A 19,395-nucleotide genomic window follows, 5' to 3' on the forward strand; every position below is an offset into this window, starting at 1 on the left:
TTCTCTTTATGATTTAACGGACCAGATGGCGGGTAATGCGGCGTTCCACCCAGTCCCATAAGTGACGCAGAGCTTCAACCAGCAATAGATAGATAATTGCAGTCCACAGATAGGTCTGGAAATCAAAGGTACGTGAATAGGCCAGTTTGGTATAGCCCATGAGATCATAGACCGAAATCAGTGCCACAATCGCTGAACCTTTGATCATGAGGATCAACTCATTGCCATAGGGCCGCAAAGCAACGATCAACGCCTGAGGCAGGATGATTTTGCGGAATGTCACGAACTTGGAAATGCCCAAGGAGGCTGCGCCCTCCCATTGTCCGGGCGAAACACTCCGAATGGCACCACGCAGGATTTCGGCCTGGTAGGCGGCGGTGTTGAGTGCAAAGGACAGCAATGCGCAGTACCAGGCCTCACGAAAGAATCCCCAAAGGCCGATTGCCTGAAGTTCTTTGTTGAACGATCCCAGGCCGTAATAGATCAGGAAAACCTGTGCTATCAGCGGGGTTCCGCGGAAAAAGTAGACGTAGAAATAGGCGATGGATGAGATGAACCAGTTTTTACTCATCCGTCCAAGCGCGACCGGAATCGACAGGACTGCTCCGATGATAACTGACGATAGAACGAGGCTTATGGTGGTCCATAGCCCCGACAAATAGGTCGGAGCGTATTTGCTGACGAGTTCTATGTCCCAAGCGCTATAGAGAAAATACACCAGACCGACGATCAATGCCGTCCAAAGTCCTACGAGTACATAACCGGTAATGCGTGTTTTCGTCCAAGGCTTTGGGGGCGAAGGGGGGCGCTGGATGGCCGCTGAGGGGGAGATCGCGTTATCGGTCATTTCTTTGCCCCACTCTTGGCCGCCCAACGATCAATACCGCCGATGACGAAAGACGAAAGAATGCCGAGGACAAGAAAAATAAGACATGCAGTTCCGTAGAACAGGAAAGCGTGTTTCGTCACACGTGCTGCCACGGAAGTCTGACGCAAAATGTCCGCAAGACCAATGGCCGACACAAGCGCGGTATCTTTCAGCAATATCAGCCAGAGATTGCCCAGACCGGGCAGAGCGATACGGATCAATTGCGGCAGGATAATCTTGCGCATGGTTTGCCCGTAGGAAAGGCCTATTGCATAGCCGCCTTCATATTGACCTCTGGGAATAACGCGAAATGCAGAGAGGAAAACTTCGCTCGCATAGGACGAGAACACCGTGCCCAAGGCGAACATGCCCGCGATAAACGAGTTGATCTCTATGGCTCCGGTATAGCCGAGTAACTGACCGATTTTTTGAACGCCGATCTGCCCACCGTAATAAACCAGAAACAGTGTTAACAGTTCAGGCAAGCCACGAAATATGGTTGTGTACATGTTGGCGGCGAGTTTGAGCGAAGGTTCTTCCGACTGCTTTCCGAGGGCGACGAAAAAGCCAATCGCCAATCCCAAAGGCAAGGTGGCAAGTGCCAGGGTTACAGTGACAAGAATTCCGCTGGCTATGCTCAGGCCCCATCCGCCTTCGCCAAACCCCAAGAGTGCTATTGAGCCTTCCATAGGCAACTTTCATATCTCGCGGGCAATTCCCCAACCCGTCATTTTTGTAAGTTCGCAGATGGCAGTCTTATCCGCCATCTGCATATCAGATCAACTTTTTATCTTAGTTCTCTGCACCATAGACGTCGAACTTGAAGTACTTGTCGTTGATTTCTTTGTACTTTCCGTTTTTGCGGATGGCTACAATCGCTTCGCTGAACTTGTCTGCAAGCGCTGTATTGCCCTTTTTGACAGTTACGCCAGCGCCTTCACCGTGGATTGCAATTACTGGGGTGATTGTGCCGAGAATTTTGCAGCATGCGCCAGCTTCGCTATCCACCCACTGGCTGAGCACAACCACGTCGTCCATCACTGCGTCGATACGGCCGTTTGAAACGTCGAGCTTATACTCGTCGGCAGTCGGATACATTTTGATGTCAGAGCCGCTATATTTGGCCTCGGCAAAGTTGGAATGGCTCGTTGAACCTTGAACGCCAAGGGACTTGCCCTCGAGCGATTCCGGGGTGACATCCTTGATATCCGAGTCCTTCGGTACCGCGATTGCTGGCGGAGTGTTGTAATATTTCTTGGAGAAATCGACCTGCTTCAGGCGTTCCGGCGTGATCGACATGGAAGCGATAACAGCGTCGAACTTGTCAGCCTGAAGGGCAGGGATCATTCCATCCCAATCCTGCGTGACGAAAGTGCACTCTGCTTTCATCTCTTCGCACAGCGCCTTGCCGATATCGATGTCGAAGCCTTCAAGCTTGCCGTCTGAAGTCAGATTGTTGAAAGGAGGGTAAGCTCCCTCGGAAGCGATTTTGATCTTCAACGTGTCCTGTGCATGGGCTGCACCCATGGTAAGGACGAGCGCTGCAGCGGAAATCGCGATTGCGAGACGCTTGGTTGTACGCATTTATTTGAACCTCTCTTTTATGGGCCCGGCTGTTCCCCTGTTTTTTCTGGACAGCCTTCCGGGCAAAGTCGCAGTTTACGTTACTGCTCCTGGCACGGATATTCCCACTAGTTTTCAAGGAAAAGCAACCGGGAATCGTGTGCCGTTTAACGAATTTGCCCGTAAAAATTTCGATTGTTTCGACCTCTATATTTTTATTTCGCACGCATGGCGTGAAAGGACATATTCAAACACGTCAAATACGAAGTCCCGTTTCACGCTCGATCATATCAGCAAGTCCGCTAACATCATCAAGATCAAAAACCGGAACCGTTTCTTCACTCAAGGGGTGGTCACTGGCAATAGCCACGATCGTCGGGTCACCGGCTGTCAAGCGCTCGCCTGAGCGCCCTTCCTGACGTCTTGTCTCGATCTTCTTATGCCCCTCGCGTTTATATCCCTCAATCAATATGAGATCGCAGGGCGAAAATCGCTCCAGAATTGTGGATAATGATGGCTCATCCTCATTCGTCAGTTCGTGCATCAGCGCCCAACGACGGCCGGAAACAATCGCAACTTCGCCGGCCCCGGCTTTGCGGTGGCGATAAGAATCTGTGCCTTCCTTGTCGATGTCGAAATCATGATGTGCATGTTTAATCGTCGAGACTTTCCAGCCCCGCCGCGTCAACTCGGCAACCAGTTTGACTGTCAGGGTGGTTTTTCCGGAGTTTTTCCAGCCAGTTATGCCGAACAGGCGATTCATCATGTTGAATTCGTCCATCGTTTTTGTGCCTCGAGAATATCTTCCTGCGTATTTATGTTGAAGAACGGATCGATCGGCTGGTCTGTTTGCGTCGCCGTCAGCGGAAACTCAAAGCTCTTATGCGGGTGCGTATCAATCCAGTTCATCACTTTGCGATTCTCGTCATCAGCCAGCCATTCGCGGAGTTCACCGCGCAATGAAATCGGCCACAGGCCAAAAACGGGATGAATACGCCCGGCTGAAGATGCAATCGCTATCGCATCCGGTGCATTGACGACCTGCTGGCTCAGTCTCTCATGAAGATCATCCGGGAAAAACGGCGTATCGGTCGCAACAGTCAATATATGCGAGAAGCCATCGCTCTGTGCTGCGGCCCATTCCATCCCGGCCAGTATCCCAGCTAGTGGACCAACAAATCCGGCAATGCTGTCGGGAATGATCGGAATGCCGAGATGGTGAAAATGCGCAGAATCACTGTTGGTGTTCACGGCAATAATCGGCAGCTGACGTGCAAGGCGTTGGTGAACGTGGTCGATCAGTCGGCCCGTACCGAAGGGCAAAAGAGCCTTGTCAGACCCATTCATGCGGCGCGATTGTCCGCCCGCCAGAATGATACCCGCTGTTTTCAAGGTCAAACTCCGTCGGGCGAAGATGCCGCTGCGGTCGCCGCCGGCTTGACGCGGCTCACCATCCGTTCACGGTAAAGCGTATACAGCCCGCTGCCAATGACAATGATTGATCCGATGATCATGGGCATATCGGGCAAATCGCCGAAAAACAGAAAGCCAAGCAAAATTGCCCACAGCAGGCTCGTGTAACGGAAGGGCGCAACGAAGGAAATTTCCCCTTCGCGCATCGCAAGGATAAGAAAATGGTAGGCAGCCATGACACAGCAGGCAGCCAGGACCAGCAGGAATATGTTTGTGGCCGACATGGGTGTCCAGCCGCCCAGAGGTACAATCATGGCCGCACCGGCCATGCCGACGCCAACCGATGTCAGGGCGGATATCATGAGCACAGGAATGGTTTTCGGGACTTTCCGCGTTGCAAGATCACGTAGCGCTGCAAAAATCACTGTGATGACAATCAGCAGAACATAAGGGCTCATTCCCTCTTGGCCCGGGCGAACGATTATCAAAACCCCTGCGAGGCCTATCACGATAGCGCCCCATCGACGCCACCCCACAGGTTCGCCGAAAAGCAGTGTAGCACCGAGTGTGACCACAAGCGGCAGTGACTGAAGAATGGCAGATGCCAGAGCAAGCGGAACGTGCACGAGAGCAACAAGAAAGGTTATTGTTCCGATGACCTCGCCGATAACGCGCAATATCGTCATCTTGTGAAGAGCTTGCCGGATTGGGGTAAGCATGCCCTGATGCCAGGCCAAGGCCACGATCAATACCGTGGCAATTGAACTGCGGACCAGCATGACCTGTCCCATGTTCATTTCTTCGGCGACCAATTTGACTGTCGCATCATTAAAAGTGAAGCACGCCATGCCAATAGCCATGGACAGACTTCCGCGCATGTTGGGAGATAGCGCCAAGATTTTTACTTCCGCTGGGCAGGACGATTCTCCTCCAGAATCGCTTCCATTGATATATCAACGAAAGCGACGCTACGCATGCGGAATCTTTGGATTTACCCGCCGGTCACGCTCATATGGCGGGAAACTGCCGGACGGTTATGTCGACGGTCGATAATGAAGTCATGGCCCTTTGGTTTGCGGCCAATAGCTTCATCGATTGCATTGCTCAAAAGTTCATTGCCTTCGGATGCCCGCAGGGGCGCCCGCAAATCTGCGGCATCTTCCTGTCCAAGGCACATATAAAGCGTGCCGGTGCAGGTCAGGCGGACGCGATTGCAGCTTTCGCAGAAATTATGGGTCATCGGCGTGATAAAGCCAACGCGACCACCCGTCTCGGGAATTTCGACATAGCGGGCAGGGCCGCCGGTCTTGTAGGGAATGTCGTTCAGGGTAAACTCTTCACGCAGCTTGGCTCTGAGCAGCGACAGGGGCAGATATTGATCCGTGCGGTCGAGATCAATTTCGCCCATGGGCATGGTTTCAATTAAGGTCAGATCCATATCGCGTCCATGCGCCCAGCGGATCATGTGCGGAATTTCGAGATCGTTGAAGCCTTTAAGCGCTACGGCATTCAGCTTGATCTTGATTCCTGCATTCTGCGCAGCGTCAATGCCTTCCATGACGCGGTCCAGATCACCCCAGCGCGTGATTGCCTTGAATTTAGCCGCGTCGAGCGTATCCAGCGATACATTGATGCGTTTTACCCCAAGGTCAGCCAGTTCATCCGCGAACCGCGCGAGCTGTGAGCCATTTGTTGTCAGCGTCAACTCCTCCAAAGCGCCGGAACGCAAATGTCGGGAAAGCTCGCTGATAAGGTGCATAATATTCTTGCGGACAAGCGGCTCTCCGCCTGTGAGCCTTAGCCGTTTCACGCCTTTTTCGATGAAGGCCGTGCAAAGACGGTCCAGTTCTTCAAGGGTCAGAAGTTCTTTTCTCGGCAGGAACGTCATATGTTCCGACATGCAATAGGTGCAGCGGAAATCGCAGCGATCCGTTACCGACACGCGCAGATAATTGATCGTCCGCCCGAAAGGGTCGATCATCGATGTCTGTGCTGGCGTCTGGTCGAATATTGCCAAAGAGCTTCCTCCTGACCCTAGAGATAGTGCGGCATCAAAGACTTGTCCAGTTGTTGCATATCTCGTCAATGCCCGACCGGATGAGGCGTTTGCGCGCATTTGCTTATACCGATCAGCGGAATTATGAGGTCGTGTCTTGCCGCTTGCAGCAGCCGACGACAACGCCTACACCAAATGAAAACAAGGATATCAGGAATGACCGATGCCTGGCCAAAGGAACTGCGTGTCAGCAAGGATCGCAAATCTTTGTCGATCACATTTGATAATGGCGAGCGCTATGATTTGAGCGCCGAGTTACTGCGTGTGGCATCGCCGTCAGCGGAAGTGCAGGGGCATTCTCCCGAGCAGCGCGTGACCGTTCCCGGCAAAATCAATGTCGAGATTGCCAAGATGGAACCGATTGGCAATTACGCCGTGCGGATCACCTTCGATGACATGCATGATACGGGCCTGTTCAGTTGGGACTATCTCATTGATCTTGGCCGAAACAGGGACATGCGCTGGCAGGCATATCTCGATGAGCTTACACAGAAAGGTCTTGCCCGCGAGCCTGTCAGTCGGAAGCATTCATAAACTACCGCAAAACGACGACGCGCGTGCCGATACCGACCTTGGCATAAAGATGTTTCACATCATCATTCGCCATTCTTATGCAGCCGGACGACATGGCCCGACCGATCGTCCATGGCTGATTGGTTCCGTGAATGCGATAGATTGTCGAACCAATATACAAGGCCCTTGCGCCAAGCGGATTGTTCGGTCCACCCGGCATATAGGCAGGAAGGATGCGACCCTTCTTGGCTTCACGGGCACGCATGCGTGCTGGCGGCGTCCAGCCTGGCCATTCGGCCTTTCGTGAAATTCTGTTGCTGCCGCTCCAGGTGAACCCGCTTCTACCGACACCGATTCCATAGGCCGTTGCACGGCCTGCTGATGTCACATGATACAAGCGCCGTTCTCCGGTGCGTATAACGATTGTTCCGGCTGAATATTTGGAAGGAAAAGAAACACTTTTTCGTGTGATTGGCGAAAAGTCCGACTTATATTGTGTCGATTGCACTTGAGGTCTGTTGTTGTTAATTTTTTTCACGACAAGGTTATTCTTCAGCGGTTTTGCTGTTGCACCAAAGCAACTTAGACAAAAAACGCCAAGACATACTAGAAAAACGCGGTAAAATCTATTCATCGTATCCCCCAATTCGATGTTTTGATCGCTTGTACTGTGACATTATTGCATGTTCGAGAAAAGAACGCCCATGATCAACTCGTCGTGTAGTGAATCAAAATGAAATGGACATTGAATCACGTTAACCTTTGAACCAAGGTGACGTGCTCAAATGCGTCACCGGAGAATAAACTGCCGGGGGCGGGGCATTGTTAAAACAATCTAAACAAGATGTGTCGAAACTGGAGCGATATCAAATTGACTGCCTGCATTTAATTGCGGGCGAGACTGTTCCAGCTGGGCGAGCACTATGAATTCTTTCTCGAAAAAACGGGCACTCTTTCTGGCCGCAATGCTGTCGGCAACGGCGAGTGCCGTACCACAAGCATCGGCGGCCAATAATCTTATGGAACTCCTGTTCCCTAATCGCCGCGTACAATCACAGCCTGTCACGCCGCCAGCGCCGAGGGTTAATGTAGATCAGAGTTCTGCTCCCGCGCCACGTGCGCCGATCAAACGCGTAACCGTTACAGCGCCCACGAACTATAATTACAAGCCGGAAGCACTGGTTCAGATCGATTTGAGCAAGGTTGACCCGCAACTGACAGCATCTGCGCAAGTCGGCACCGGCGTTGCGCCTTCCATGGAGATGGACCAGTTCGGTTTGAAGATTGATCATCTTCGCGAAGCGCATGTGAAAGCGGAAAAAGATATCGCTGATGCGATTGTCGCATATTACGCATCGGGCCAACATCCAATCTGGACAGTCTCCTATGATGTTACGCCAAAAGCCAAGGCAGTTGTTGCGCTATTTGCAAAGGCAGCGGAAAGCGGACTTGATCCGCAAGACTATGCTGTAAAAGTACCGGGTGACGATTATGAGCGGAGCGATATCCCTGCTCGCTTGAAGGAACTTGCCGCGTTCGAACTTTCGCTCTCCGCCCGGGCTCTCCGTTATGCGATGGATCAGGGGGATGGCCGCGTCAATCCTAATCGTCTAAGCGGTTTTCATGATCTGAATACGGATAATGTGAAGCCACGTGTCGTTATAGGTCAGCTCGCCTCGGCTGCCGATCCGGCCGCCGTGCTGTCCGGGTTTGAGCCGCAAAGCAAATGGTACACGGAGCTGAAGCAGAATCTGCACACAATTGCTGATACTGCTGGCCCCTCTGTTCGCATTGCGCCCGGCACATTGATCCGACCCGGCCAAAGCAATGCCGAGCTAAAGAACGTTGTTGCTCTTATCAGGGCAAAGGCACCGAAGGATTATCTTCTCCAGCATGACGCGATCCTGCAGGCGAATGAAAATGCTGAGACCTATGATGAAAGCCTCATCGAGGCTGTTAAGGACTACCAGAAATCGCAGGGGCGGCAGGTAGACGGGATCATCGGCAATGCCACGATCAAGTCACTTCAGGGGGAGAGCAGTGCATCCAAGCGTGACCGGATTCTCTATTCGATGGAGCGTATGCGCTGGATGCCTCGCGACTTTGGCAATCGCTATGTCTTCATCAACCAGCCTGCATATCGCGCCCAATATTTCAGCGACAGCACTGAAAAACTCTCGATGAACGTCGTTGTCGGATCGCCGAGAAACCAAACCTATTTCTTCAACGATACGATTGAAACAGTGGTATTCAATCCCTCTTGGGGGGTTCCGCGCTCGATTATTCTCAACGAGATGATGCCGAAAATCCTGAACAACCCATCCTATCTGGAAAAGAGCGGCTATGAGGTCTACGATAAGTCTGGCCGCGTGGTTTCCTCAAGTTCGGTCAACTGGCGACAGGTTGCATCAAATGGCGGTGGCGTTGGCATTCGTCAGAAGCCAAGCCTCGACAATGCGCTTGGCGAACTGAAAATACTTTTTCCAAACAGCCATGACATCTACATGCATGACACACCTGCCAAATCGTACTTCAAAAAAGATATGCGTGCTTTGAGCCACGGCTGCATCCGTCTGGAGCGTCCGCGGGATATGGCTGCGGCCGTGCTTGAAATGCCTGTTGAAGAGCTGAAGCAATATTTTGGCAAGAACGAGCGTAATGTGAAGGTGAAATCACAGCTTCCCGTTTATGTCTCCTACTTCACAGCCTGGCCGGATGCGGCGACGGGGCAAATTCATTATTATGATGATGTTTATGAGCGCGACGCCCATCTCGGAAAGGCACTCGTCAAGACACAGGCCGTTCGTCAGGCCGATACTGTACAAACAGCAAATCTCTAACCGGATTAATCGCCCGATTTGATTTCAAATGGCGGCAAGCTTTGGAACGCAAGTTTCAAAGCTTGCGACCAGCCTTCCGAAATAATCTCGTAATAGGGGTCATTGCGCTCGATACGCTTCTCAAAGCCGAGGCGGAAACTGTCTGACTCGTAAAATTGCAGATCAAGGGGCAGGCCCACGGTCAGGTTCGATTTCAACGTGGAATCGAATGAAACGAGCAGAAGTTTTGTCGCTTCCTCGAAAGTCATTGCTGGATCATAAGACCTCACGATGATCGGCTTGCCATATTTGTGCTCGCCAATCTGAAAAAATGGCGTGTCCAGCGTGGATTCAATAAAGTTTCCCTCGGGGTATATGAGGAAAAGGCGTGGGTCTCCGCCCTTTATCTGGCCGCCGAGAATGATTGAAGCTCCGAAAGAATCGGCCCGCTGCCCACCGCTATCCACCTGATGGATGACGTCGCGAATGGTGTCTCCGACCAATCTGGCGGTCTGAAACATGGAAGGCATTTCGTAAATTGAAGGAGAGCGTTCAGAGGGCGTTTTTGTCCGCTCATTAAGTACGCTGATAACAGCCTGCGTGGTCGCAAGGTTGCCGGCCGATAGAAGCGTGATCACCCGGTCGCCGGTCTTGTCCCAAGTGTACATTTTCTTGAATGTCGAAATATTGTCGACGCCCGCATTGGTTCTTGTGTCAGACATAAACACAAGTCCACGGTCCAGTTTGAGCCCGACGCAATAAGTCATAGCGAATCCCAAGTTCGAATAGAAGAGCGATTACTGCTCCACATTGACCACGACAGCAAGCGATTCGATTGATGGTCCAAAGCGAATTCCGGAAATAGGGGCTGCTTCGCGGTAGTCGAGGCCGCAGGCAATACGGACATAGGTCTCATTAGGGCAAAGGTCGTTGGCGGCGTCGAAGCCGACCCATCCCAGTCCGTCAATATGTGCTTCGGCCCAGGCATGGCTGGCTGTTTGCTCTATTGTATCGTTCATCATCAGATAGCCGGAAACATAGCGGGCAGGGATGCCCAAAAGTCTGGCGGCCGACAGGAATACATGCGTGTGATCCTGACAAACGCCAGTCCCGAGCCGGAGTGCTTCTTCTGCTGTCGTGTTGATGGTGGTTGAGCCGGGCGTATAGACCAGCTTCCGGTTCAACGCTCCCATCAGTTCATGTAAAGTTTCCAGCCGGTCCGACTTGGCAGGCAATCCAGCGGCCAATTCTCTGATAGCATCACCAGCCGTCGTCAGTTCCGTTTCGCGCTCGTAAAGCCAGATCGGCATGAAGTTGTAGACCTTGCCAAGGACGCCGCTCCTGTCGTCTGTTTCGACATGCCCCGCTGCGCGGATCACAAGCTCCTCGGTGCCGCGATCAACGCTTATAAGCATGGTCCGGTTGCCATAGCCATCGCGATAATTTGCCTCCTGCGTGGCACCTTCCACCGTCACAGCCCAGTCGATTACTTTCTGACCGGGAGAGCTTTGCGGATGAAGACGCAGCCGCTGAATAGCGTAGTGAACCGGCGCATCATAGCGATAATGGGAATTGTGCTGGATATTCAGAAGCATGGGGCTCAATCAAAATTGTAGGCTTTGGCGATTTTACTGCTCAAGCCAGTTGTTTGATAGATAAGATCACTCAGGAACTCATGCAGTCCATTGTCGAAAATTGTGCGAATATCATTGTTCTCAAGTCGGGTCATGATACCCTCGGCCATGTCGTGGCATTCATGACGGGCGCCGTAGTCGATTGCCAGATGTTTGAGGTTGTCGACGATATTGGAATAGCAGAAGTTCAACGAGCGGGGCATTCTCGAATTCAGGATCAGATAATCGGCAATGTTCACTGGATTGTACTCGATATCATAGACCCAGCGATAGGAGCGATGGGCAGAAACCGACCGCAAAATTGATTCCCATTGAAAATTATCAAGTGTCGTCCCGACATAGGAAATCGATGGCAGAAGTACATAATACTTCACATCGAGAATTCGTGCCGTGTTGTCGGCCCGCTCGATGAATGTGCCGATCCGCGCAAAATTGAAGATCTCGTTGCGCAGCATTGTGCCGTGAAAAGCACCACGAATAATCGCAGTTTCGCGTTTGATCTGATCGAGAACACGCGGCAGATCTGTTTCCGGAATGGCGGACGCCAAGGTGGATTTCAACACCATCCAGGTTTCATTGACACTTTCCCATGCTTCGCGTGTTAAAGCGGTTCGCACCATGCGCGCATTTGAGCGGGTCGTTTCAACGCAGGAGATAACGCTCGAAGGATTGTCCAGATCACGCAAGAGGAAATCTGAAACAAGGCTGGCATTGTATTCCTTGTATTTATTGTCGTAGCCGATCTTCACACCGGCGCTCATGAGAACCGAAGCCCATTCTTCCGGTGCATCGGAGGTCTTGGTAAGCGCCATGCGCAATCCGGCATCGATCAGGCGAGCCATGTTTTCTGCCCGCTCTATGTAGCGAAACATCCAGTAAAGACCATTTGCGGTACGCCCAAGTAGCATTTTCTAATAAATTCCCTCTTTTATGTATCGGGAGCCTTATGGATGGCCCTTATTTCCGCAATCGTCTGAATCTTAATCGTCCAGTACCCAAGTGTCCTTTGTGCCGCCACCCTGACTTGAGTTGACGACCAGCGAGCCTTCCTTCAGGGCAACACGTGTCAGCCCGCCGGGCGTAATGCGAATGCGATCCGAAACGAGCACGAAAGGTCGCAAATCCACGTGGCGTGGCGCGAGACCTTTTTCCGTCATGATCGGTGTGGTCGATAGCGCCAGTGTCGGCTGGGCGATGTAGTTTTTAGGGTTGGCTTTCAGCTTCAGCGCAAAATCTTCGCACTCTTTCTTTGAAGCAGCAGGCCCAACAAGCATTCCGTAGCCGCCGGAACCGTGCACTTCCTTCACAACGAGTTCACTGAGATTTTCGAGAACATATTTGAGCGTGTCCGGCTCGGAACAGCGATGTGTCGGCACGTTTTCCAATATTGCCTTTCGGCCGGTGTAGAATTCGACGATTTCCGGCATGTAGGAGTAGAGCGCCTTGTCGTCAGCGATTCCGGTTCCCGGTGCATTGGCGATGGTTATATTGCCGGACCGGTAGACATCCATGATGCCGGCAACGCCCAGCGCCGAATCGCGGCGGAAGGTGAGGGGGTCAAGATAAGAATCGTCCACGCGGCGATATAGAACGTCGATTGCGCGGTTACCTTCGGTCGTGCGCATGACGACTTTGCCATTCTCGACCTTCAAATCGCTGCCTTCAACCAGTTCCACACCCATCTGATCAGCCAGAAACGCATGTTCAAAATAGGCGGAATTATAGATGCCGGGGGTCAGCACTGCGATTGTTGGTGTACCATTGCACCCCGATGGCGCGACGGCAGCAAGCGATTGTCGCAGCATTTTTGGATAGGTCTCTACCGGACGCACCTTGATCTGCTGAAACAGCTCCGGAAAGAGCTGCATCATTGTTTCGCGGTTTTCCAGCATGTAGGAGACGCCGGAAGGGGTCCGTGCATTGTCCTCCAGCACATAGAACTGATTCTCCGCCGTACGAACGATATCGACGCCAATGATGTGAGTATAAACATTGCCCGGCGGGCGGAACCCAACCATTTCCGGCAGATAGGCATCATTATGCGTGAACAGTTCGCGGGGGATGCGTCCTGCGCGGATGATTTCCTGACGGTGGTAAATGTCATCAAGAAAGGCGTTCAGCGCCATCACACGCTGTTCGATACCTTGCGAAAGGCGTCGCCATTCATTTCCGGTTATAATGCGTGGGATAATGTCGAAGGGGATAAGCCGCTCGGCGGCCTCTTCATCGCCATAGACGGCGAAGGTAATACCGGTTTTACGAAAAACATTCTCAGCATCGAGTGCTTTTTGCGCCAATCGGCCTGGGTTTTGCGTGTCGAGCCAGTTCTTTAACTGGTCATATGGTGGACGAACCTCGTCGCCGGTTTTGATCATCTCGTCAAATGGCTTCACTCAAATCCCCCTTTATATAATTATCATTCAAGCGCGTTCGGGGAAAAATGCAAGCATATTCCTCCAGCAGCGCCCGCCATATATGAGACGGGTTAAAAACTAGGCAGCTATAATGTGTTGTGGGCAAGAGCAATACGGCCTTCGTCTAATATGAAGGCATTTTGTTGATGTCGGCTAACAGGAAACAAGCCCGGCTGCGAGCAGCCGGGCTCTAGAATCAAGCCGCGTCACCTCAGTATGGTGAGTAACATTGACGGCGTGGGCCGTTATATGGCTGAAATGTGTTGTCCGACGCACGATAGGAACGATAGCGGTTATAGCACCACTGCGTGTGCGAACGGACACCACGATAGACCGGGCGATTGACAGTGCTGCCAATAATCACACCGGTGCCGAAAGCTGCCAGCGGAAACCATGCGCCATTGTGATAGCGATATCCGGGGCGATGGTGGCGCCAACCACGATGACCGCGATAATACCTGTCGCCTCTCCAGCCACGGTGGCCGCGCCAATGTCTGTCGCCGCGGGCGCGATGGCCGCCGCGCCAGTGTCGCCGGTGGTCACGTACGGTCTGTAGATTGCTGGTGCCTGTTTCAATTGCAACTGGAGCGATTGGAGCCGCAGCAGCCGGAGCGGCTCCCGCCGATAGCATCCCGACAGACATGGCCATTGCTGTCAGAATTGAAGTGAGCTTTTTCATAATTCCTCCAGAGTTTCCCGAAGTATCAAACACTTCGTTCTGATGACGAACCAAATTTTGTCGGCATCATTCTAGAATCCAGAACGTGCAATAAGCTGTTTTGTTCCAGTTGGATGAAAACCTATGCATTTACAGCAGCAATCAAATCTCCAGCCATTTCGACACTCAGTTCGCGATAGTGTGAAATGACCCGACTGGGATCGTAAGTTGCAACCGGCCTATCCGAATAGCCGAAATCAACCACTATAACCGGGATTCCAGCTGCCTTTGCGGTGTTGATATCTGTATGGCTGTCGCCCACCATCACGGCCCTGTCGAGATCGCCACCCGCCAGTCTGATCGTCTCAACCAGATGCCTCGGATCTGGTTTCCTGAATGCAAACGTATCACCACCGGTAATTGCCGCAAAACGCGCTGTCTCTCCAAGGTGACCTAGCAGCGACACAGCCAAACCTTCAAACTTGTTCGTGCAAACGGCAAGGAGGTAACCGGCATTGGCAAGCTCGTCCATTGTCTGGGCAACGCCTTCATAAAGCGCTGAGTGTCCGGGCATGTTTGCTCCGTAATGCTCGATGAACAGGCCGAGAAGCCAATCGAGTTGTTCCGGGCTCAGCAGCTTTTGCTGTGCCTCGAAAGCACGCTCAATCATGACGCGGCCGCCCTGGCCGACATAGCGGCGCAGTGCTACCGGATCGACTTTTTGCATTCCTGCCGCACTCAGGCAATGATTGAGACTGTCGAGAAGATCGGGAGCTGTGTCGACCAGCGTTCCGTCAAGATCGAAGACGATAATGGGTTGAGACATTTCTATTCCTGCTATCGCTTTATGGCATACAAGCCCGCCAAAATCACAAGGCGAGTCTTGACCCTTTTGCCTGACGTGTTAGGGAGCCCAATGTCAATGCAAAAAGATGGCAAGTCAAAGCTACAAGAGGGCGCACTGGTTATGGACCCGAAGACACTGAAGATCGAAGCTGCCGCTGCGGCCCTGACTTATGTCGAGGATGGCATGCGTCTGGGCATAGGCACGGGATCGACAGCAGAAGAATTCGTTCGCCTGCTGGCAAAGAAAGTCGAAGCGGGGATATCTGTTATCGGCGTGCCTACTTCCGAACGCACTGCAAAGCTTTGCCGCGAACTTGCCGTTCCACTGTCGACCCTTGAAGAAACGCCGCAGCTCGACCTCACCATCGATGGTGCCGACGAAGTTGATGCACAACTTAGCCTGATCAAAGGGGGGGGAGGCGCGCTGCTGCGTGAAAAAATCGTTGCCGCTGCTTCCAGCCGCATGATTGTCATTGCAGATGCGTCCAAGTTTGTTGATGTGCTCGGCGCTTTTCCACTTCCCATTGAGGTCAATCGTTTTGGATTGGCTTCGACCAGGCTGGCGATAGAGCGGGCAGCTGCCGGGCTCGGCCTGTCCGGTGCCATTACATTAAGGATGACGGGAGGCGATGCATTTGGTACAGAGCCATTTGTAACGGATGGGGGGCATTTGATCCTGGATGCATCTTTTGGCCGCATTCCGGATACAAGAGCCTTGTCCAATGCTTTGCATGCCATTCCCGGCGTCGTGGAGCATGGTTTATTTTTGAATCTGGCGCATACAGCCATATTGGCCGGTGCTGACGGTATTCAGACATTGCTGCGTGATAAATCTGTCTAGGCATGCAGTAGCATTAGAACTGTTGTTTCATCCGCAAGCTTGGAGACGCTTTGGGTGAGACGCATACAACGAAAAACGGAGCGATAAATTCATGAACCGAGCAACTGGCTTTCGCCGCTTGATTGCACCCTTGTCCATCGCAATCATGCTGGGCGGTGTTTATTCTGCACAAGCGCAGGAAATCACTCCATCCCATCTGGCTGCTGCACGCGCCGCTGTTACTGCCATCAAGACGACCGATCAGTTCGACTCGATTCTACCTATGGTTGCTCAGCAGTTGAAGGCAGAGCTGATTCAGAAAGATCCGAATCTGGAAGCGATCATCAGTTCGGCGGTTGATGAACAGGCTCTGGCCTTGGCCTCGCGTCGTGGCGACCTCGAAAATGAGGCGGCCCGCGCATATGCTGTTTCCTTCACGGAAGAAGACCTGAATGCCATCACCGGCTTTTACAATTCTCCGGCCGGCAAAAAGCTTCTCTCGGAAGGTCCCATTGTTACCCGTGAAGTTTTGAAGGCAGCTGGCATCTGGCAGCGCGGAATAGCGCGCGATCTGGCCCAGGCTGTCGCGGAAAAGGTTGTCGCAGCAGCAGCTGCCACATCGCCTGCTCCTGCAACTCCGGCTGCACCTGAAACACCTAAGCCCTGATTTGGCTCCTACGTGAATTTGATTTCAAAGCCCGGTTCATGCCGGGCTTTGTGCTTTTAAAATATCCGGATAAGTCCCATATAGTTTGGCCAACTACAGATTCGGAGTTCTCTCACCATGACGCAGTTTGACTACGACCTTTTCGTTATCGGAGGCGGATCAGGCGGTGTTCGCGCTGGCAGGCTTGCGGGTGCTATGGGCAAGAAGGTCGGTCTTGCCGAAGAGTTTCGCATGGGGGGTACCTGTGTGATACGCGGCTGTGTTCCCAAAAAACTTTTCGTTTATGCGTCTCAATTTCCGGAACATTTTGAAGCGGCTGCCGGTTATGGCTGGTCTGTCGGCGAGACGAGATTTGATTGGTCAACGCTCGTTGCCAATAAGGACAAGGAAATTGCGCGACTGGAAGGGCTCTATCGCAAGGGCCTGGACAATTCGCATGTGGAGATATTCGACAGCCGTGCCGTGCTGATTGATGCCCACACGGTCGAGATACTCAAAACGGGAAAGCGCATCACTGCCGATCAGATTCTGATTGCGGTTGGCGGTCATCCAAATCCGCACGCTGCGCTGCCGGGGTATGAGTTTTGCATAAGCTCCAACGAGGCATTTCATCTGGAGCAGTTGCCAAAGGCGATTATCATTGCCGGTGGCGGCTACATCGCGGTTGAGTTCGCGAATATCTTTCACGGATTGGGCGTTGATGTAACCCTGGTCTATCGGGGTAAAGAGATATTGTCCCGCTTCGATCATGATTTGCGTCATCTTCTGCATGAGGCGATGGAAGCCAAGGGCATCAAAATCCGCTGCGGCGAGATATTGAAAGAGGTCAAACGCAATCCTGATGGGCACCTTGATGTGCATTTATCGTCTGGCGATGAATTAATGGCCGATCAGGTCATGCTGGCAATTGGTCGTGTACCCAACACACAAATGCTCGGTCTGGAGCAGGTCGGCGTGGAAGTAGACGAAATCGGCGCGATCAAGGTTGATGACTATTCACGCACAACTGTCGATAATATCTGGGCAGTCGGAGATGTCACAAACCGCGTGCAGCTGACACCCGTGGCCATCCACGAAGCCATGTGTTTCCTTGAAACGGCTTTCAAAAACAATCCAACCAAGCCTGATCACCGCGACATTGCCACCGCAGTGTTCTCACAGCCCGAAATTGGCACGGTGGGTCTCTCGGAAGAGGAGGCTGCCAAGGAATTCAACGAGGTTGAAATCTATCGCGCCCTGTTCCGTCCTATGCGCAATACGCTTTCGGGAGCCAAGGACAGGATGCTGACAAAGCTTGTTGTCGATGCGGCCAGCCGCAAGGTGGTGGGTGCTCATATTCTCGGGCCAGATGCAGGGGAAATGGCGCAACTGCTTGGAATAACAATCAAGGCGGGCTGTACCAAGGACGATTTTGACCGAACAATGGCTGTTCACCCCACCGCTTCGGAAGAGCTTGTTACAATGTATAAGCCAAGCTACCGCATCGTTAAAGGCGAACGCGTCGATTGAGTTTGATGGAGATCACACCTTCGCTTGCCGCAGCACTTCATTAATTCTGGACTGCCAGCCTCGGCCGGTCGCTTTGAATTTGGCAATCACGTCGGGATCGAGGCGTATTGTTACCGGCTGTTTGGTGACAGCTGAAAGGGGACGGCCACGTTTGGCGATTTCCTCTTCTATTTTTTTCGCCATTTCGGGGAAGACTTCGCGAAATGGACGCGCGTTCTTTAACTCCTCCTCCGTCCATTCAGGATTGTCCGACACGTCGTCCCAGTCATCACGTGAATAGCCACGACCCTGCCTGAACTCCTTCTGGATACTCGGCTTAGCTGTCATAGTATACCATCCTTTCTTTCGGATTGGCGGGGCGCATTGATACTATCGACCACCCTTCGCTACCGAGTTGAAAAAAGATAACGGAGATCATCCCATTGTCGAGATAGCCGATTGCTTGAAGCCGTTGTTTCTTGGCGGGCCTGATGTTTGCACTAAGAAAAAAGTCGAGGCTTAAATCCAAGAAATCGAGTCCGTGCTTTTCGATATTCGCAATGCGTTTCGGTTCGTCCCAAATGATTATCATATATTGTACGTACAATAAATAAGAGAAATCAAAATAATGGAACGATAATAGGTAATATCTTCTCGGATGAAAGCACGACCTTAGTCTCAAGCGGCACGGACGCTGGTGCGTTTTATCGCGTTTGCGGGAGGCGTGCCATCCAGCAACCAGTTCATGACATCCGGCCATAGGGTTTCAGCACGGGTTTTGCGGAAATAGCCAAGATGGCCAATTTTATCGGCAAGATTTTCCGGCGATAGCCAAAGCTCGTGAACGTCTGCACTCACAAGTCTTTCAAGGAACAATCGAACGGCCCTTGGCGTGCCCCAGGGATCATCACTTATGCCTATACCCAGCACCGGTATCTCCACTGCTGAAAAATACCGTGCTTCGGGAACTTTCGGGTCTTCAAACAGGAAGTTCGGATTGCGGCACCAGCGTGCCCAGTCCCGGAAAATGCTGCCCGGCAGGGCCTCACCAATTCCGCTCCACTTGGGAAGTCGTCCCAGTGGATATGTGAGTGGCACGCCCAACAGATTCATTCTGGCAAACACAGCAAAGGGCTCGGCGGTGTTGCGATAATAGCCCGACAGCGAGGCGAGGGTGGTGTACCGTTCAAAATCGGCGGATCGATTGCATAGGCCGATTGCGACGCCTCCAAACGAATGGCCAATGCCGACGATCGGTTTGTCGCCTGAAGCTTTTTTCAACTCATCCAGCGCGGCCACCATGTCGAGAACAGCCCAATCCTTCATGTGAAGGCGCGGCTTCCAGCCTTTGGGAACAAGAGATTGTGCGACGCCACGATAATCATAGGTGAGCACCTGAGACGCGCCAAGTTCAAGCAGCCGATTGGCAAAATGCCTGTAAAAACTGTCTGGAACTGCGGCAGCCGAAGAAATCAGAACTGCCGGCTTCTGCCCTGATCCACTGTACAGATTGCCATGCAAGGGAAAACCATCCGCTGCCATAAAAGTAATCTCTTGCATTGCTGCCTCCCGCAATTACTTTTACGTTAAGGTAATATAAATTCGCCCTTCTCACAACGGCCAAATCCCATCAGCG

General features: G+C 52.3%; 22 protein-coding genes. 5 read left to right on the forward strand and 17 right to left on the reverse strand.

From position 1 onward, the window contains the following. Positions 1–13 precede the first annotated feature (13 nt). From ACYJL1_RS09000 to moaA, 7 genes are all read right to left on the reverse strand, one after another. The gene (locus ACYJL1_RS09000; protein WP_460895096.1) at positions 14–847 is read right to left on the reverse strand and encodes an ABC transporter permease; all 834 of its coding nucleotides are present in this window, start codon (positions 845–847) and stop codon (positions 14–16) included. Then, positions 844–1,557: an ABC transporter permease gene (locus ACYJL1_RS09005; protein WP_460895097.1), complete on the reverse strand. Its 714-nt coding sequence runs from the start codon at positions 1,555–1,557 to the stop codon at positions 844–846. Before ACYJL1_RS09005 ends, ACYJL1_RS09000 begins: the two co-directional genes overlap by 4 nt. Positions 1,558–1,660: 103 nt before the next feature. Further along, the gene (locus tag ACYJL1_RS09010; protein WP_460895098.1) at positions 1,661–2,452 is read right to left on the reverse strand and encodes an ABC transporter substrate-binding protein; all 792 of its coding nucleotides are present in this window, start codon (positions 2,450–2,452) and stop codon (positions 1,661–1,663) included. Between the two features lie 235 nt (positions 2,453–2,687). After that, positions 2,688–3,197 (reverse strand): molybdopterin-guanine dinucleotide biosynthesis protein B, encoded by a 510-nt coding sequence (gene mobB / locus ACYJL1_RS09015; RefSeq protein WP_460897986.1) that lies wholly within the window; start codon positions 3,195–3,197, stop codon positions 2,688–2,690. Further along, positions 3,194–3,823: a molybdenum cofactor guanylyltransferase MobA gene (gene mobA / locus ACYJL1_RS09020; RefSeq protein ID WP_460895099.1), complete on the reverse strand. Its 630-nt coding sequence runs from the start codon at positions 3,821–3,823 to the stop codon at positions 3,194–3,196. Before mobA ends, mobB begins: the two co-directional genes overlap by 4 nt. A gap of 2 nt (positions 3,824–3,825) precedes the next feature. Further along, positions 3,826–4,704 (reverse strand): DMT family transporter, encoded by an 879-nt coding sequence (locus tag ACYJL1_RS09025; RefSeq protein WP_460895100.1) that lies wholly within the window; start codon positions 4,702–4,704, stop codon positions 3,826–3,828. Between the two features lie 131 nt (positions 4,705–4,835). Further along, complete coding sequence (gene moaA / locus ACYJL1_RS09030) at positions 4,836–5,825, reverse strand: GTP 3',8-cyclase MoaA (protein WP_460897987.1); 990 nt, start codon at positions 5,823–5,825, stop codon at positions 4,836–4,838. Between the two features lie 231 nt (positions 5,826–6,056). On the opposite strand from moaA, the gene ACYJL1_RS09035 reads away from it, so the two are divergent. Next, positions 6,057–6,434, forward strand: a complete 378-nt coding sequence (locus ACYJL1_RS09035; RefSeq protein ID WP_460895101.1) for a gamma-butyrobetaine hydroxylase family protein — start codon at positions 6,057–6,059, stop codon at positions 6,432–6,434. Position 6,435: 1 nt separating this feature from the next. On the opposite strand, the gene ACYJL1_RS09040 is transcribed toward ACYJL1_RS09035, so the two are convergent. Beyond that, complete coding sequence (locus ACYJL1_RS09040) at positions 6,436–7,047, reverse strand: L,D-transpeptidase family protein (protein ID WP_460895102.1); 612 nt, start codon at positions 7,045–7,047, stop codon at positions 6,436–6,438. A 289-nt stretch (positions 7,048–7,336) separates the two neighbouring features. Between ACYJL1_RS09040 and ACYJL1_RS09045 the strand changes: the two genes are divergently transcribed. Next, entirely contained in the window at positions 7,337–9,253 is a 1,917-nt protein-coding gene (locus ACYJL1_RS09045) for a L,D-transpeptidase family protein (RefSeq protein ID WP_460895103.1), read from the forward strand. 5 nt (positions 9,254–9,258) lie between these two features. Here ACYJL1_RS09045 and ACYJL1_RS09050 read toward each other — a convergent pair whose 3' ends face one another. The 6 genes from ACYJL1_RS09050 to ACYJL1_RS09075 form a co-directional block, all read right to left on the reverse strand. Beyond that, positions 9,259–9,999, reverse strand: coding sequence for a peptidase (locus ACYJL1_RS09050; RefSeq protein ID WP_460895104.1), 741 nt, complete (start codon positions 9,997–9,999; stop codon positions 9,259–9,261). 30 nt (positions 10,000–10,029) lie between these two features. Continuing rightward, on the reverse strand, positions 10,030–10,827 hold the full coding sequence (locus ACYJL1_RS09055; RefSeq protein ID WP_460895105.1) for a transglutaminase family protein: 798 nt from the start codon (positions 10,825–10,827) through the stop codon (positions 10,030–10,032). 5 nt (positions 10,828–10,832) lie between these two features. Next, positions 10,833–11,774, reverse strand: coding sequence for an alpha-E domain-containing protein (locus tag ACYJL1_RS09060; protein WP_460895106.1), 942 nt, complete (start codon positions 11,772–11,774; stop codon positions 10,833–10,835). 72 nt (positions 11,775–11,846) lie between these two features. After that, positions 11,847–13,259 carry a circularly permuted type 2 ATP-grasp protein gene (locus ACYJL1_RS09065; protein ID WP_460895107.1) on the reverse strand — a complete coding sequence of 471 codons (1,413 nt, stop codon included), beginning with the start codon at positions 13,257–13,259 and terminating at the stop codon, positions 11,847–11,849. Positions 13,260–13,491: 232 nt separating this feature from the next. Beyond that, positions 13,492–13,962 (reverse strand): BA14K family protein, encoded by a 471-nt coding sequence (locus tag ACYJL1_RS09070; RefSeq protein ID WP_460897988.1) that lies wholly within the window; start codon positions 13,960–13,962, stop codon positions 13,492–13,494. A 118-nt stretch (positions 13,963–14,080) separates the two neighbouring features. Beyond that, on the reverse strand, positions 14,081–14,764 hold the full coding sequence (locus ACYJL1_RS09075) for a phosphoglycolate phosphatase (protein WP_460895108.1): 684 nt from the start codon (positions 14,762–14,764) through the stop codon (positions 14,081–14,083). Between the two features lie 141 nt (positions 14,765–14,905). On the opposite strand from ACYJL1_RS09075, the gene rpiA reads away from it, so the two are divergent. The 3 genes from rpiA to gor all read left to right on the forward strand — a co-directional run bounded on the left by rpiA (position 14,906) and on the right by gor (position 17,780). Next, on the forward strand, positions 14,906–15,625 hold the full coding sequence (gene rpiA / locus ACYJL1_RS09080) for a ribose-5-phosphate isomerase RpiA (RefSeq protein WP_460897989.1): 720 nt from the start codon (positions 14,906–14,908) through the stop codon (positions 15,623–15,625). 91 nt (positions 15,626–15,716) lie between these two features. Beyond that, a complete protein-coding gene (locus ACYJL1_RS09085; protein ID WP_460895109.1) occupies positions 15,717–16,271 on the forward strand; it encodes a DUF2059 domain-containing protein in 555 nt (184 codons plus the stop codon). A gap of 117 nt (positions 16,272–16,388) precedes the next feature. After that, positions 16,389–17,780: a glutathione-disulfide reductase gene (gor, locus tag ACYJL1_RS09090; protein ID WP_460895110.1), complete on the forward strand. Its 1,392-nt coding sequence runs from the start codon at positions 16,389–16,391 to the stop codon at positions 17,778–17,780. 12 nt (positions 17,781–17,792) lie between these two features. On the opposite strand, the gene ACYJL1_RS09095 is transcribed toward gor, so the two are convergent. The 3 genes from ACYJL1_RS09095 to ACYJL1_RS09105 are packed head-to-tail and all read right to left on the reverse strand — an operon-like array spanning position 17,793 to position 19,319. Then, positions 17,793–18,107 (reverse strand): BrnA antitoxin family protein, encoded by a 315-nt coding sequence (locus ACYJL1_RS09095; protein ID WP_460895111.1) that lies wholly within the window; start codon positions 18,105–18,107, stop codon positions 17,793–17,795. Continuing rightward, positions 18,097–18,519, reverse strand: a complete 423-nt coding sequence (locus ACYJL1_RS09100; protein WP_460895112.1) for a BrnT family toxin — start codon at positions 18,517–18,519, stop codon at positions 18,097–18,099. Before ACYJL1_RS09100 ends, ACYJL1_RS09095 begins: the two co-directional genes overlap by 11 nt. Continuing rightward, positions 18,438–19,319 carry an alpha/beta hydrolase family protein gene (locus ACYJL1_RS09105; RefSeq protein ID WP_460895113.1) on the reverse strand — a complete coding sequence of 294 codons (882 nt, stop codon included), beginning with the start codon at positions 19,317–19,319 and terminating at the stop codon, positions 18,438–18,440. The genes ACYJL1_RS09100 and ACYJL1_RS09105 overlap by 82 nt, the downstream gene beginning before the upstream one ends. Between the last annotated feature and the right edge of the window lie 76 nt (positions 19,320–19,395).

The organism is Phyllobacterium sp. K27, assembly GCF_054796155.1.